16 protein-coding genes and 1 tRNA gene are annotated in these 13,788 nt (G+C 44.1%); 6 read left to right on the plus strand and 11 right to left on the minus strand.

Annotation, left to right across the window (positions count from 1 at the left end):
* Window positions 1–131 precede the first annotated feature (131 nt).
* Window positions 132–1,073 (plus strand): hypothetical protein, encoded by a 942-nt coding sequence (locus Q338_RS09465; RefSeq protein WP_034294670.1) that lies wholly within the window; start codon window positions 132–134, stop codon window positions 1,071–1,073.
* A 304-nt stretch (window positions 1,074–1,377) separates the two neighbouring features.
* Here Q338_RS09465 and katG read toward each other — a convergent pair whose 3' ends face one another.
* Window positions 1,378–3,552: a catalase/peroxidase HPI gene (gene katG, locus Q338_RS09470; RefSeq protein WP_034294672.1), complete on the minus strand. Its 2,175-nt coding sequence runs from the start codon at window positions 3,550–3,552 to the stop codon at window positions 1,378–1,380.
* Window positions 3,553–3,705: 153 nt separating this feature from the next.
* On the opposite strand from katG, the gene Q338_RS14555 reads away from it, so the two are divergent.
* The gene (locus Q338_RS14555) at window positions 3,706–3,846 is read left to right on the plus strand and encodes a hypothetical protein (RefSeq protein ID WP_156961068.1); all 141 of its coding nucleotides are present in this window, start codon (window positions 3,706–3,708) and stop codon (window positions 3,844–3,846) included.
* On the opposite strand, the gene Q338_RS09475 is transcribed toward Q338_RS14555, so the two are convergent.
* The 4 genes from Q338_RS09475 to Q338_RS09490 form a co-directional block, all read right to left on the minus strand.
* A complete protein-coding gene (locus tag Q338_RS09475; RefSeq protein ID WP_034294675.1) occupies window positions 3,829–4,101 on the minus strand; it encodes a hypothetical protein in 273 nt (90 codons plus the stop codon). The two genes, Q338_RS14555 and Q338_RS09475, sit on opposite strands and share 18 nt — an antisense overlap.
* 125 nt (window positions 4,102–4,226) lie before the next feature.
* Window positions 4,227–4,303: transfer RNA gene (locus tag Q338_RS09480), tRNA-Met, on the minus strand.
* A 222-nt stretch (window positions 4,304–4,525) separates the two neighbouring features.
* A complete protein-coding gene (locus Q338_RS09485; protein WP_034294678.1) occupies window positions 4,526–5,083 on the minus strand; it encodes a porin family protein in 558 nt (185 codons plus the stop codon).
* A gap of 533 nt (window positions 5,084–5,616) precedes the next feature.
* On the minus strand, window positions 5,617–6,516 hold the full coding sequence (locus Q338_RS09490; protein WP_034294680.1) for an N-acetylmuramoyl-L-alanine amidase family protein: 900 nt from the start codon (window positions 6,514–6,516) through the stop codon (window positions 5,617–5,619).
* Window positions 6,517–6,652: 136 nt separating this feature from the next.
* On the opposite strand from Q338_RS09490, the gene Q338_RS09495 reads away from it, so the two are divergent.
* Together Q338_RS09495 and rlmH are read left to right on the plus strand one after the other, a co-directional pair.
* Window positions 6,653–7,447, plus strand: a complete 795-nt coding sequence (locus Q338_RS09495) for a phosphatidate cytidylyltransferase (RefSeq protein WP_034294682.1) — start codon at window positions 6,653–6,655, stop codon at window positions 7,445–7,447.
* 169 nt (window positions 7,448–7,616) lie between these two features.
* Complete coding sequence (gene rlmH, locus Q338_RS09500) at window positions 7,617–8,087, plus strand: 23S rRNA (pseudouridine(1915)-N(3))-methyltransferase RlmH (RefSeq protein ID WP_034294684.1); 471 nt, start codon at window positions 7,617–7,619, stop codon at window positions 8,085–8,087.
* A gap of 121 nt (window positions 8,088–8,208) precedes the next feature.
* Here the strand turns inward: rlmH and Q338_RS09505 are convergent, their stop codons facing one another.
* A complete protein-coding gene (locus Q338_RS09505; protein WP_034294686.1) occupies window positions 8,209–8,778 on the minus strand; it encodes a porin family protein in 570 nt (189 codons plus the stop codon).
* A 120-nt stretch (window positions 8,779–8,898) separates the two neighbouring features.
* Complete coding sequence (gene frr / locus Q338_RS09510) at window positions 8,899–9,456, minus strand: ribosome recycling factor (RefSeq protein ID WP_034294688.1); 558 nt, start codon at window positions 9,454–9,456, stop codon at window positions 8,899–8,901.
* A 426-nt stretch (window positions 9,457–9,882) separates the two neighbouring features.
* On the opposite strand from frr, the gene zupT reads away from it, so the two are divergent.
* Complete coding sequence (gene zupT, locus Q338_RS09515; protein WP_034294690.1) at window positions 9,883–10,683, plus strand: zinc transporter ZupT; 801 nt, start codon at window positions 9,883–9,885, stop codon at window positions 10,681–10,683.
* Window positions 10,684–10,685: 2 nt separating this feature from the next.
* Window positions 10,686–10,931 carry a GIY-YIG nuclease family protein gene (locus Q338_RS09520; RefSeq protein WP_244773428.1) on the plus strand — a complete coding sequence of 82 codons (246 nt, stop codon included), beginning with the start codon at window positions 10,686–10,688 and terminating at the stop codon, window positions 10,929–10,931.
* Between the two features lie 48 nt (window positions 10,932–10,979).
* Here the strand turns inward: Q338_RS09520 and Q338_RS09525 are convergent, their stop codons facing one another.
* From Q338_RS09525 to Q338_RS09540, 4 genes are all read right to left on the minus strand, one after another.
* Window positions 10,980–11,969 carry a putative transporter gene (locus Q338_RS09525; RefSeq protein WP_051968586.1) on the minus strand — a complete coding sequence of 330 codons (990 nt, stop codon included), beginning with the start codon at window positions 11,967–11,969 and terminating at the stop codon, window positions 10,980–10,982.
* A gap of 204 nt (window positions 11,970–12,173) precedes the next feature.
* The gene (gene dapB / locus Q338_RS09530; protein WP_034294694.1) at window positions 12,174–12,986 is read right to left on the minus strand and encodes a 4-hydroxy-tetrahydrodipicolinate reductase; all 813 of its coding nucleotides are present in this window, start codon (window positions 12,984–12,986) and stop codon (window positions 12,174–12,176) included.
* Between the two features lie 4 nt (window positions 12,987–12,990).
* A complete protein-coding gene (locus Q338_RS09535) occupies window positions 12,991–13,356 on the minus strand; it encodes an outer membrane protein assembly factor BamE (protein WP_034294696.1) in 366 nt (121 codons plus the stop codon).
* Window positions 13,357–13,500: 144 nt separating this feature from the next.
* The coding region (locus Q338_RS09540; protein WP_034294699.1) for an ISAs1 family transposase at window positions 13,501–13,788 on the minus strand (288 nt) is incomplete at its 5' end.

Below are 13,788 nucleotides of genomic sequence, written 5' to 3' on the forward strand. Positions count from 1 at the left end.
AGTTCGCTCAATTCAGTCATATTGGATTAGTCGTGAGAAAATTAATACGATACCACTGAATTGATGCGGACTTCTTTTTTTATTGTACTTTTTTTGTCGTGTACTGAAAGGCAGCCTGAAAGGGAATGTGAGTGAAAAACGATAAAATACGAGAAAATACAAAACGTGTGGGTGCGAGCAACTACCCTACACTTACTAAATCCAAGTTCTTAATACTTTTTATTTTTTTATGCTGTATTGGTGTCATCAGTACAATACTATTGCGGCAAAAATATGAAATTTTCTTTTCGCCATTTCAATTGATTTCACATGAGGATGTTGCCAAAAATATGCAAGGCATTTGTGTTGCAGAAAATCGCAAATTAAGTGAAGCAGAATTGGTTTCCCGAGCAATGGTTGGTCATTTTGAGCAGATTGCCAATGCCACACGCCCAACGGATGCCTATAAAGCTGGTGAACCCCTGTGTTCAGATGAAGAAAGTTGTGATGTAACAAAATATCCAGCTTTGACGATGAGTGAACGTTTGACTCAAGAAGCATCTAAAGCCATTTTTAATTATGACATTCGGTTCGTATCTAATGTATATGTACCAAATGCTTACAAAAATAAAGAATTTGATTTCAGGAGCAATTTTTTTATGCCATTTACTGGTTTTTCTTATTATTTTCCGAAAGATTGTTGTCATGTGATATCGGGAGAAGCGTTTAATCAATTACCAGAAGATATCCGTATGGGTTTAATTACAGACGAGTGGCGTAAACGAGGTTGGGGGAGTTATGTTTTAAGTCAAAATTCTATGTCATGGAATAGTTGGGGTTGGGGGCTTCAGAAGAAATATATTGCCTTAGATACTTGTGATAAGGTACTGATTGATAGAGATATAAAAAATGAAGATATTCCTATTCTTACAGTTGGAGAAAAATCTCATCAGATTGATAGATATAAGGAAGATGATACCGCAAATCTGAAACGCACTTGTTTTCCTATACCTTCTTCTGAAATATGGGAAGCTACCCATATTAAAGACAAACAATTTTTTAAATGTGTTCAAAACGTTCAACAAGGAAATTAAATTATGTCAGTAAGCGTAGGGTGGGCAACTCGTTGCCCACGCAGTTCAATCGTATACACATAAAATGATATGATGTTTTAATCTGAAATATTTGATTTCAGGCTACCTTTCAGTACACGACACAATTCATGTAGGGTGCGTATTACGCACCGAAATTTCAATTATTTGAATGATTTGGTGCGTGGTACGCACCCTACATGAATTGTGTCGTGTACTGTAAGGCAGCCTGAAAACCCAAAAAAAACCGCATTATCCCAAAAAATTTCAGGATAATGCGGTTTTCATCTCAACAATCTAAATCAGATTATTTTTTCAAATCATAGCGGTCAGCGTTCATCACTTTAACCCAAGCATTGGCGAAATCTTGTGCGAATTTTTCGCCAGCGTCATCTTGTGCATACAATTCAGCGTAAGCACGCAAGATGGAGTTAGAACCGAACACCAAGTCCACACGGGTTGCCGTGAATTTGGTTGCGCCAGATTTGCGGTCTACGATGTTGTAGCTGTTGCGACCAGTGGGTTCCCACTTGTTGCCCATGTCCACCAAATTGCGGAAGAAATCGGTGGTCAAAACGCCTACGCGGTCGGTAAACACGCCGTGTTTGCTGTCGCCGTGGTTCGCGCCCAATACGCGCAAGCCACCCACCAAAACGGTCATTTCAACAGCAGTCAAGCCCAATAATTGTGCGCGGTCAAGCAACAACTCTTCTGGGGTTGGCTCGTAGTGTTTTTCTTGGTAGTTGCGGAAACCATCGTGAATCGGTTTCAAGTATTCAAATGATTCAACGTCAGTTTGCTCTTGCAAAGCATCGCCACGACCTGCTGCGAAAGGCACTTTCACGTTGAAACCAGCGTCTTTAATCGCTTTTTCAACGGCAGCCGTACCGCCCAACACAATCAAATCTGCCACAGACACATTGGTTTCAGCAGACAATTTTTCGTAAACCGCCAAGGCTTTTTGCAAGCGAGCAGGTTCGTTGCCTTCCCAATCTTTTTGTGGGGCTAAGCGGATACGCGCACCGTTGGCACCGCCACGGTAGTCGGATTGACGGAATGTACGCGCTGAATCCCATGCGGTTGCCACCAACTCGCCAATGCTCAAACCAGATGCCAAGATTTTTTCTTTCAGGCTGCTGATTTCGGCTTCGGTTGGCACATATTTGGGTGCAGGGATTGGGTCTTGCCAAATCAAATCTTCTTGTGGCACCAATGGACCATGGTAGCGAGATTTAGGACCCATATCGCGGTGGGTCAATTTGAACCATGCACGCGCAAAGGCATCGTCAAATGCCGCTTGGTCATCGCGGAAACGCTCTGAAATTTTGCGGTATTCTGGGTCTTTAATCAAAGCCATATCGCCATCGTTCATGGTGATTTTGCGTTTGATTGTTGGGTCGTTTTGGTCGGCAGGCATGTCTTCTGGGTCCATTTCAGATGGTTCCCATTGTTTTGCGCCAGCAGGTGAGCGAACGATTTCAAATTTGTCTTCGTATTTGAACAACAATTTGAAGAATTCGTTGTCCCAACGGTCAGGGTTGGTTGTCCATGCACCTTCAATGCCAGAAGTGATTTTTGCCAATGATTTGTCATCGGTTTTCCAGCCCAAACCTTGGTCGGCAATGTCAGCCGCTTCGGGTTCTGCGCCCACTTCTTTGGCGTTGCCGTTACCGTGTTGTTTACCTATGGTATGACCACCTGCTACCAATGCCACGGTTTCTTCGTCATTCATACCCATGCGGCTGAATGTGATGCGCATATCGCGTGCGGTTTTGATGGGGTCGGGGTTGCCGTCCACGCCTTCTGGGTTGATGTAAATCAAGCCCATCATTACGGCAGACAAGGGGTTTTCCAATTCGCGGTCGCCGCTCCAACGGTTGCCTTTTGAACCTGTGGGTGCCAACCATTCGGTTTCTGAACCCCAGTAAGTGTCTTTTTCAGGGTGCCAAATGTCTTCACGACCGAATGCGAAACCGTAGGTTTTCAAACCAGCAGCTTCATAACCCATGGTACCTGCCAACAGAATCAAGTCAGCCCAAGAAATTTTGTTGCCGTATTTTTGTTTGATGGGGTAGAGCAAGCGGCGTGCTTTGTCCAAGTTGGCGTTATCGGGCCAAGAGTTCAATGGTGCAAAGCGTTGGTTGCCTGTGTTGCCACCACCGCGACCGTCCATGGCACGGTAAGAACCTGCTTGGTGCCATGCCATACGCGCCATCAAACCACCGTAGTAGCCGTGGTCGGCAGGCCACCAGTCTTGGCTGTCGCGCAACATATCGGCGATGTCTTTTTTCAGGGCTTCAACGTCCAATTTTTTCAATTCTTCGGCGTAGTTGAAGTCTTTGCCCAAGGGGTTCACTTTGGTGTCGTGTTGGTGCAAAATGTCCAAGTTCAGGGCTTTTGGCCACCAAGCCATAGGTCCTTGTTGGTCGGAAGTGACGCTACCGTGTACGGGGCAGCCTGTTACAGAGTGATTTGCTGACATGGTCTTTTTCCTTAAAAATTAAGTATGTGTTTAGTTGAATAAAATAAAAGGAAAAGATTTTAGCTATAAACTATGGATTTCAAAAAATCAATTGCTTTTCCTTATGAAGACGAACTATAACGTGAAAACGCTCAATATGCAAAGCTATTTTTTATGAATTATCACAATGGCGTGATTGGTTTTAGCAATATAAATTTAACTATTTGTTTTAAAAACAAAATTAAAAAAGGCAGCCTGAAAAATGGTTCAGGCTGCCTGTTTAGTATGCGGGATAAATTATGGATTTTGCTTTAAATAATGTGCGCCATCCAGCGCATTTTCGTAATCATCGGCGGTAAACGTCAATGCTTCGGGGTCATGAGCGCGTCTGCCATACCATTTATGAATATTGTGAAAGCGGATTTCGTGTTTCAAAATAGCCAATTTATTTTGTAAGGCTTTTTGCGCAAATTCCAGCAAAACTTTATCGTTGTCAAATACATAGGTTTTAATTTCTTCTGTATTTAAATCTTGGCATTTTAAATAAAATTGCACTTTTGCGTCCGACATGATGTTGGGTTCCTTTGCCAATCTTCAGGCTGCCTGAAAGACATGAATTATACCGAAAATACTTACCTAATAGGCATATATAGATAAAAAAAGAGTTAGCCAAAAAGCTAACTCTTTTTTCAATTTGGTGGCGAATCAGGGATTCGAACCCCGGACACAAGGATTATGATTCCTCTGCTCTAACCGACTGAGCTAATTCGCCGTGTATTGAAGTGGCGAAATATACCGATAATGGGGCTTTTCGTCAAGTTTAGGCAGCCTGAAAAATGGTATTGAATTGATTAGCCTATTGATTTTTCAGGCTGCCAATTCAGTTAAACAGAAAAGAATGATTTAAAAAAAAATCACACCAAATCACAAACAGGCAGCCTGAAAACGAGTTCTCACTCATTTTCAGGCTGCCTGTTTATTTCAAATCAATGAATTATTTGAAGCGATAAGAAATACCTGCGCTTACCGTGTTACCTTTCAAAGTCTCTTTTGAACCATCAGAGTCTTTGGCTTTCAAGCGGCTGTGAACGTATTCCGCGCCAAATTCCACGTTTTGCGCCACATTGTATTTCGCGCCCACGCCTACGCCGTAGCCGTTCATGCGGTCAGACCAATCTGGGTCTTGGAATTTAGAATTGATGTATTCAGCTTTCGCATAAGGCATCAAATCTTTGGTTACGCGATAACCTTGCGTGTAGCCTACGCTGTATTTGTCTTTTTGTTCAATGGTGGGTTCGCCAGAAAATTCAAACGCGTCATTTTTGTTTACTTTGGCTTTGGCTTCTACCGCACCCACAAAGTTGCCGCCCATATTGAAACCATAATCGGCTTTCAAATTACCTGCGCCCATTTGTTCGCCTTTTACGCTGCCTGTTTTGTATTTAGTGGTTTCCACTTCCGCGCCCACAGACGCGCCTGTGAAATTGTCGGCTGCCATAGCGGCGGCGGGAATCAAGCTGCTCAAAATCAAGATGGCTAATTGTTTTTTCATGATAATCTCCAAGAGAGTTTATTGTTGTTTAAAAAGTTTGCTGTGTTGCGATGAGGTGAATTATGCCGAAACTTTTTTGTTTTGGACAGGTGTCAAATACCACTTTAACCTGCTTTTGTGTTTCCTTAACATGGCTGTGTGAATTGTTAAATCTGCGGGGTTGAATCATTAATTTTTGTATAACTGCTTTGCTGGTAAACGAGATTTTGGCTGGAAAATGGGGAATTTAGTTTGAAAAAAGGGGGTAAAAGAGGTTTTCAGGCTGCCTTATGGTACACGACACAACTCATGTAGGGTGCGTATTACGCACCAAAATTTCAAGTTATTTGCATGATTTGGTGCGTGGTACGCACCCTACATTTTAGGTGTTGGTAAAAATTGTCATGTATTTGTAAGGCAGCCTGAAACCGCCCACCCAAAGAAAAAGGACTGGTGCGTCCACCAGTCCCCTTCACAGTCTCATCATTTCATTCAGTATTTCCAATATTTACCATTTCAACAGGATTCGGTTGCCCGAATCTTTCATTTTGCTTTTAGGATACTTTTACTGACTTTTTGATTGATTTATCTTCTGTTTTCACAACATTTTTGCTTTTAACGTCTTTCACATCTTTTTTGACATCTTTTACTGCTTTGACTGCTTTTACATCTTTCACATCTTTTTGGTTTTGAGCCACTTTTGTGTTGGCGACTTTCACATTTTGCGGTGTGAGTACAGCTTTAGTCGCTTTCGCAACAGGGGCGGTTTCACGCGATGACGCTGTGGCTTTGGCTGCCGTGTTGCTGGTTTTGGCAGGTGCGGCTTTAGCGGGTTTCGCGGCTTTTTTAGATGATTTACGTGGTGCGCCCACATATTGCGCGGCTGCGCTGGCTAATTTCTTACCCAACACGCGGCGATGTTGCGGATTCGCCAACTGTTTCAAATCATCAGGGTTGCTCATAAAGCCCACTTCTACCAATACGCTGGCGCATTCAGGATTACCATTACGCAGCACGCGTACTTTTTGTGAACGTGCGACGCGTTTGGATTGAATGGCGTTGCGAAATACTTCGGCAGCTGTGCGAGAGTGGCTGGCTGAAGGATGATACAACACTGTACCGCCTTTCGCATGAGGATTAGTATGAGCATCAGCATGAATAGATAAGGCTAATTTTTCACATTGAAAAATATTTTGCGCTCGGCGTTTATCCAAACTCTCGTAAGTATCTTTGGTACGTGTCATCGCAACATCATAGCCCTGTGCGACTAATTCGCGTTGCGTGTGCTTGGTAATGTCCAAAGCGATGTCCTTCTCCATATACCGTTTACCATTTAGGGTTTGGACGGCACCGGGGTCTCTGCCGCCGTGTCCAGCATCCAGCACGATTTGCGCTGCCCATGCCGTCTGAATACAGACGTAAAACAACAGCATAATTTTTATCAAAAATTTCATGAATCTAAACGTCCTTTCCTGTAAAATAATGGAATCTTGATTATAGGGGAAACTTTTTTCAGGCTGCCTGAAAATTGCGGAAACCTACATTATCTTTACAAAAACTGTTTACTTTTTGAGACAAGGTGGTATAAAAATGCTGAAGCAGCGTGTTTTAACGGCGTTGTGGTTATTGCCCTTAATGTTAGGCATGTTATTTTGGGCGAATGGCGCGATTTGGGGGCTGTTTTGCGGCGTGATGACGATGTTGGCGTTGTGGGAATATGGTCGCATTGTGGGTTTTTCGCGTGCGGTGCAACGTGATTATTTGTTGGGCAATGGATTTTTCTTGCTCACGGCGTGGGTGGCGAATTGGCAATTGCCCAAATTTGTGTGGTTGTTGGTATTGGCGTTTTGGTTGGTGGTGATGCCCATCTGGTTGCGCCAAAAATGGCAACCCAAAGGCACGATGGCGATGTTGGTAGGCTGCGTGTTGATGTTGCCGTTTTGGTTTGGCATGATGGTGCTGCGCCCCGATGGTGAAGCGGCTGGGGCTTTGTTGGCGGTGCTGGTGCTGGTGTGGATTGCCGATAGTGGCGCGTATTTTATTGGGCGCAAATTGGGTAAACGTCCGCTTGCGTCTGTGATTAGCCCGAAAAAAAGTTGGGAAGGCGCGTTGGGTGGCTGGCTGATTGTGCTGATTTATATGTGTTGGGCGCGAGAATGGGGCTGGTTGGGTTTTGAAATGAATTGGTTTGGCACGATGTTGGTTTCCACGATTTTGGTGGCGGTGAGCGTGGGCGGCGATTTGCTGGAAAGTTGGTTAAAACGCGCAGGCGGCGTGAAAGACAGCAGTCAATTATTGGCGGGGCATGGTGGCGTGTTTGACCGCATTGACAGTTTGATTGCGGTGGTGGCGGTGTATGCGGCGGTGATGGTGTTGTGTGCTTGATGGATTTTTTCAGGCTACCTTTCGGTACGCGATAAAAATAGTTGAGCTGCCTGAAACCTGTCCCCTCTCCCGCTTGCGGGGGAGAGAACAAATTGGTGGTAATCCAAAAAATTGTCGTGTACTTTCAGGCAGCCTGAAATTTTGTTAATTAAATTATTATAATAAAATCATGAATATAACCGTATTAGCCGTAGGCACCAAAATGCCGCGTTGGGTAGATGAAGCGGTAAACGAATACGCCAAACGCTTCGGGCGAGACGTGCATTACACACTCAAAGAAATCAAACCCGAAAAACGCGGCGCAGGTGTCAATGCCGCGCAAGGCATGGCTGCCGAAGAAAAACGCATTGTGGAAAATATCCCCGATGGCGCATTTTTGGTGGTACTGGACGAGCGCGGTAAAGCCCCCACTTCGGTGGAATTAGCCGAACATCTGCGCCAATGGCAGCAAAACGGCGAACATGTTTGCTTTATCATCGGCGGCGCGGACGGCATGACCGACACGCTCAAACAACGCGCACGGCTGATGATGCGCCTGTCCAGTTTGACTTTACCGCATGGCATGGTGCGCGTGTTGCTGACCGAACAGTTGTATCGCGCCGTGTCCATTTTGCACAATCACCCGTATCATCGCGAATAAAAATTTAAGGCAGCCTGAAAAACCGTTTTCAGGCTGCCTGAAACCGCGTAGGTGCAAGCACCCACCCTACGCAAGTATTTTATTTTTATGGGATATTTAATTATTTCTATCCCAAGTTATATTATTTAAAACGATACGCTACGCCTACACTAAACGCATTGCCCGACAATTTATCATCGCCTTTTTTCAAGCGGCTGTACACATATTCCGCGCCCGCTTCCACATTAGACGTAATCGCATATTTCGTGCCTACGCCCACACCAAAACCGTTAAAACGTTTAGAAAAATTATCGCTCACTTCAGAATCGCTAAACGCCACTTTGCTGTTTTGATATTCCACTTTCACATAAGGCAACAAATCAGACGTTACACGATAGCCCTGTGCATAGCCCAAAGTGTATTTGTCTTTTTGTTTTGCGCTACCTGAGAAATCTTTATTTTCTTTCAATACTTTAGATGAGTGTAATTTGGCACGTGTTTCCAAAATGCCCACCAAATTATTGCCATAATCAAAGCCCACATCGCCTTTCAAAATCGCGCTGCCCGAAGCCTTGCTGTCCAAACCCGCCATTTTGTCTTGATAACGCGCCGCCTCCACGTCCAAACCCACGCTTGCGCCTGTGAAATTGCCTGCCGCCATCGCATTCGCGCTCAACATTGCCAACACGCTCATTAAATATACTTTTTTCATGGTTTGCTCCGTAAAATGATTTTGTTGTTATGAAAGTAGATATTCTAACAATAAAAATGCAGCCTGAAAAGCAAATACGCATTTTTCAGGCTGCCTATGTGTTTTTTAACCAATTAAATGTTAAATTGCCATCAAATCTTCTTCTTTGGCGGCGAGCATTTTGTCAATATCGGCGATGAATTTGTCGGTCAATTTTTGCACCGCTTCTTCGCCACGACGGGCTTCGTCTTCAGAAACTTCTTTGTCTTTCAATAATTTTTTGATGTGGTCGTTGGCATCACGGCGCACATTGCGAATGGACACGCGACCGTCTTCTGCTTCGCCGCGCACCACTTTAATCAAATCTTTGCGGCGTTCTTCCGTCAGCATGGGCATGGGGACGCGAATCAGCTCGCCCACCGAAGCAGGGTTTAAGCCCAAATTGGAATCACGAATCGCTTTTTCAATTTTGCTTGCCATATTGGCTTCAAAAGGTTTCACGCCGATGGTGCGCGAATCAATCAAAGTCAAGCTGGCGGCTTGGCTCACAGGCACCATATTGCCCCAATATTCCACTTCCACTTGGTCAAGCAAACCTGTGTGGGCGCGACCTGTGCGTACTTTTGCCAAATTTTCGTTCAACACTTCTAATGAGCGTTGCATTTTGCTTTCGGCGGTTTTTTGAATGTCGTTAATCATAATCTTGTGTTCTCAAATTTAAAATGTTCAGGCAGCCTGAAAGTGCATGACAAACAATAACAATGTAGGGTGCGTATTACGCACCGAAATAATTGAATCATTAAAACATTTCGGTAAATCTGGTGCGCATGGTGCACCCTACATTTTGGGTTTTGGCTAAATTATCGTGTACCAAAAGGCAGCCTGAAACAGTTTCCATAAAAAATGAAATGGTAACGTGATTACTTTTCCGCGACAAGTGCCGAATGAATTTTCCCTGATTTCAGACAATCTAAAATAGATTCTTTGATAACTGGCATATCACGCACATTCATTTAGCCGTATAATTTTACTGGGTTAGTAATTAGATGGTAACTATTCTTATTTATAAAAATATGTTAAGCTAATTGCTGTTTTAATTTTAATAGGTTTGAATAAAATACAAAAATGATTTCTAATTATAATTTATTGATTGCATTTATGATTACTTTGGCGGCAGGTTTAGCAACTACACTGGGTGGTGTATTGGTATTTTTTCAAAAAACGCCTAATCCGCGCATATTGGCATTTGGTTTAGCATTTGCAGGTGGAGCGATGGTGTATGTGTCGTTAACGGAAATTTTCAATAAATCTGCTGATTCATTCAATCAAATAGGACAAAATGGTTTTGCCTATGCAACTTATGCATTTCTAGCAGGACTGATTTTGTCTGTATTGATTGACAAGCTTATCCCTAATCCACACGAAACGCTCGATCCCAATGACACGCAATTTCAAGAAAAAAATCGTGCCAAAATCGCTCGTTTAGGTATGCTGACGGCTGCGGCAATTACCGCGCACAATTTACCTGAAGGTTTGGCGACTTTTTTTGCTACGCTGGAAAATCCTACAGTGGGTTTGCCACTTGCATTTGCGATTGCCATTCACAATATTCCTGAAGGTATTTCTATTGCTGCGCCTGTGTATTTTGCCACGCGCAGCCGCAAGCTGACTTTGGCGGCGTGTTTTGTGTCAGGTTTGGCAGAGCCTTTGGGGGCGGTATTGGGTTTTTCGATATTGCAACCGTTTTTGTCCCCTGCTTTGTTTGGTGGCGTGTTTGGCGTGATTGCGGGGGTGATGGTATTTTTGTCTTTGGACGAATTATTGCCTGCGGCGAAACGCTATGCGAATGGGCATGAGACGGTGTATGGTTTGGTTTTGGGTATGGTGTTGATGTCTTTGAGTTTAATTGCGTTTCAGGCTGCCTGAACATGGGTAAATTATGGTGTGTGTATTTGGTGCGTTGTGCTGATGGCTCGCTGTATTGCGGCGTGGCGTTGGACGCGGCGGCACGATTTGCCGCACACCAATCAGGCAAAGGGGCGCGTTATACGCGAATGCGTGGGGCGGTGGATTTTCGCGTGATTGCGTGTTGTTTAACGCGTTCGCAAGCGTGTCGCATGGAATATGCTGTGAAAAAAGTGTTGAAAAATCAAAAAGAACAATTATGGCGATAAGTTTCAGGCTGCCTTTTTGTATGCGAAAAGGCAGCCTGAAAACACATTCTAATTTGACGATGAAGACGATTGCTTAATCTGCTGCTCAAAACCTTTTAAGCGTTTGTAAATAGACAATAATTCCACAATAGTCGTCCACGATTGCACCAAAAATTGAAACGAATCCTGCACTTTATTAAACGCACGGACAATTTGCTGCAAAGTCCCCAAAGTCAGCAAACCCGCCAGCAAACTCGGTGCCAGCGCAATATACGGCACAATCACCGCAAATTGCAAATACGACCACCGCGCCAAATCAAAATACATATAATGCCAATACAGGCGATAATTGTTTTTGCGAATATTGTTAAATAAATCTCGCCAAACAGGGGGTTGGGCGCGATTTTCATCGTCTTCTCCCAAAACCAATTCTTTGCGATACGCCGCTTCCACTTTCTGATTATTAAATTCCAAACCCGGTAATTTAATCCCCACCACTGCTAACACTACTGTGCCAGCCAATGAAAACAGCAAAGCCAAATACACCAGCGCATGATTCACATGCCCAATCCACGGCATTTGCGTAACCGTTTTACTCAATTCCCATAAAATCGGCAAAAACGCCATCAAGGTTAAAATGGCTTGCAGCAAACTTACGCCCAGCGTTTCCATGATTTTGGCAAAACGCATGGTGTCTTCCTGAATGCGTTGGGAGGCACCTTCAATATGGCGAACTTTGTGCCAGTATGTCTGATAATATTCTGTCATTGCCGTGCGCCAGCGAAACACAAAATGTTTGCCAAAAAATTCCAATAATACTGCCACAATAATCAAAATGCCCGCAATTTGCGCAAATTTCAGCAAAATTTTCAGAAATTCGGGAAAAGTCATGCTATTGGGTTTTTTCAAAATATTTTGAATGGTATCGTAAAATTCGCCAAACCATTCATTGATTTGCACATCAAGCTGCACCCGATACCAAGTCGCCAACAAAATCACCACCGAACCACCCAGCGACCACAACCACCATTTTTTATTTAAAAAGAAACTGCGAAACATAATGAGCTTTCATGGAATAAATTTTCAGGCAGCCTGAATGTACACAACAATAAACGTAGGGTGCGCCGTGCGCACCAAATCCATGCAAAAATTTAATTTTATGCTGAAATCGGTGCGCACGGCGCACCCTACAATTTGGTGTGATTAAAACATCTTGTACTGAAAAGCAGCCTGAAAACACGCTTTCAGGCTGCCTGAATGAAATTAATTTTTCAAACCCAACACATCTTGCATATCAAACAAGCCTGTGTCGTGATTTTGCAACCACACCGCCGCGCGTACTGCCCCTGCTGCAAAAGTCATACGGCTACTGGCTTTGTGGGTGATTTCCACGCGCTCGCCATCGGTGGCAAACAATGCCGTGTGGTCGCCCACCACATCGCCCGCACGGACGGTAGCAAAACCAATGGTTTGTGGATTTCTCGCACCTGTATGTCCTTCGCGCCCATACACGGCGCATTCTTTCAAATCGCGCCCCAAAGCGTTGGCAATCACTTCGCCCATGCGTAAAGCCGTACCGCTTGGCGCATCCACCTTATGACGGTGGTGGGCTTCAATGATTTCAATGTCATAGCCTTCGTTCAACACACGCGCTACTGTGTCTAAAATATGGAAAGTTAAATTCACGCCCACACTATAATTTGCCGCAAACACAATCGCGTGTTTTTGCGCGGCAGCCTGAATCGCCGCCTTACCTGCGTCATCGTAACCCGTTGTGCCGATGACCATTTTAATTTGATTTTGTGAACAAAATTCAATCAAAGGCAAAGACGCTTCAGGGCGCGTAAAATCAATTAACACGTCCGCCTGATTTAAGGCAGCCTGAAAATCCGCCGTAATCTTCACGCCCGTGTCCAGCCCCACCGCATAGCCCGCGTCCAAGCCCAACACAGGCGAGCTGGCGTGTTCCAATGCGCCGACCAAAACCGCGTTGGGATTTGCGTTTACCGCTTCCACCAACACTTTGCCCATGCGACCGTTTACGCCAGCGATGGCGATTTTAATTTGCTGTGTCATGATGTTACAAACCTTTCTGTTTTGCTTGCTCACGCGCATATTGCAACGCGCTGCCTGTGATTTTGGCAACCACATTGCCATTAAAATAAATGCTTAAATTGCGTTCTTCTTTGACTTTACCGCCGCGCATGATTTGATAATTGTAATCCCATTGATTGTCGCGGAATGCAGGGCGTAGCAGAGGTGCGCCAATCAACAATTCCACTTGTTCGCGGGTCATGCCTGTTTGCAGCGACAACACGGCTTCAGTGTCCAAGGGTGTGCCTTGTACCACAGGCATTTTGTAATAGGGTAATTTTTCCACCACTTTGGGCACGCAAGCGGTTAATCCGCAAGTGGCAAAGGTGGCGATAAGTAAGATTTTTTTCATGATAATTTGCCTTTGTATCAAAGGGTTTGCAAAAGGGATAGGGTTTCAGGCTGCCTGATGGTGTGGGATAATTTTTAATTTTGCCACAAACCTATCCCCTCCCCCGTCTGGTGGGGGAGGGTTAGGGTGCAGACCTGCCAAGTTCTAAATCATTTTCACAATACGGTCAATCCGATTGGCAAATCTTGCCAACCAATCTTTCCATTTATTGAAGCCATTAAATCGTGCAATATTTAATGCCCAACTCATTAGAACCGAATAGCAAGCTGCGGTATTCTTATTGCGAATAAAAGACTTATCTTCATTTAACTGAACATCTTTTACCCAATGTAATTTATTTTCAATCTGCCAATGTTGCATAATACCTTTTGCAAAATATTCTGCATTGTCATGGCAAATATTGCTTAAATAAAATCTATATTCATGATGATA

Origin of the sequence: Alysiella crassa DSM 2578, assembly GCF_000745955.1 — a bacterium.
Lineage (GTDB): Bacteria > Pseudomonadota > Gammaproteobacteria > Burkholderiales > Neisseriaceae > Simonsiella > Simonsiella crassa.

Excerpts from the sequence above, each read along its gene's own strand:
- katG (WP_034294672.1), bottom strand. The coding sequence starts at position 3,552 with ATGTCAGCAAATCACTCTGTAACAGGCTGCCCCGTACACGGTAGCGTC.
- Q338_RS14555 (WP_156961068.1), top strand. The coding sequence starts at position 3,706 with ATGAATTATCACAATGGCGTGATTGGTTTTAGCAATATAAATTTAACT.
- Q338_RS09475 (WP_034294675.1), bottom strand. The coding sequence starts at position 4,101 with ATGTCGGACGCAAAAGTGCAATTTTATTTAAAATGCCAAGATTTAAAT.
- Q338_RS09485 (WP_034294678.1), bottom strand. The coding sequence starts at position 5,083 with ATGAAAAAACAATTAGCCATCTTGATTTTGAGCAGCTTGATTCCCGCC.
- Q338_RS09490 (WP_034294680.1), bottom strand. The coding sequence starts at position 6,516 with ATGAAATTTTTGATAAAAATTATGCTGTTGTTTTACGTCTGTATTCAG.
- Q338_RS09495 (WP_034294682.1), top strand. The coding sequence starts at position 6,653 with ATGCTGAAGCAGCGTGTTTTAACGGCGTTGTGGTTATTGCCCTTAATG.
- rlmH (WP_034294684.1), top strand. The coding sequence starts at position 7,617 with ATGAATATAACCGTATTAGCCGTAGGCACCAAAATGCCGCGTTGGGTA.
- Q338_RS09505 (WP_034294686.1), bottom strand. The coding sequence starts at position 8,778 with ATGAAAAAAGTATATTTAATGAGCGTGTTGGCAATGTTGAGCGCGAAT.
- frr (WP_034294688.1), bottom strand. The coding sequence starts at position 9,456 with ATGATTAACGACATTCAAAAAACCGCCGAAAGCAAAATGCAACGCTCA.
- zupT (WP_034294690.1), top strand. The coding sequence starts at position 9,883 with ATGATTTCTAATTATAATTTATTGATTGCATTTATGATTACTTTGGCG.
- Q338_RS09520 (WP_244773428.1), top strand. The coding sequence starts at position 10,686 with ATGGGTAAATTATGGTGTGTGTATTTGGTGCGTTGTGCTGATGGCTCG.
- Q338_RS09525 (WP_051968586.1), bottom strand. The coding sequence starts at position 11,969 with ATGTTTCGCAGTTTCTTTTTAAATAAAAAATGGTGGTTGTGGTCGCTG.
- dapB (WP_034294694.1), bottom strand. The coding sequence starts at position 12,986 with ATGACACAGCAAATTAAAATCGCCATCGCTGGCGTAAACGGTCGCATG.
- Q338_RS09535 (WP_034294696.1), bottom strand. The coding sequence starts at position 13,356 with ATGAAAAAAATCTTACTTATCGCCACCTTTGCCACTTGCGGATTAACC.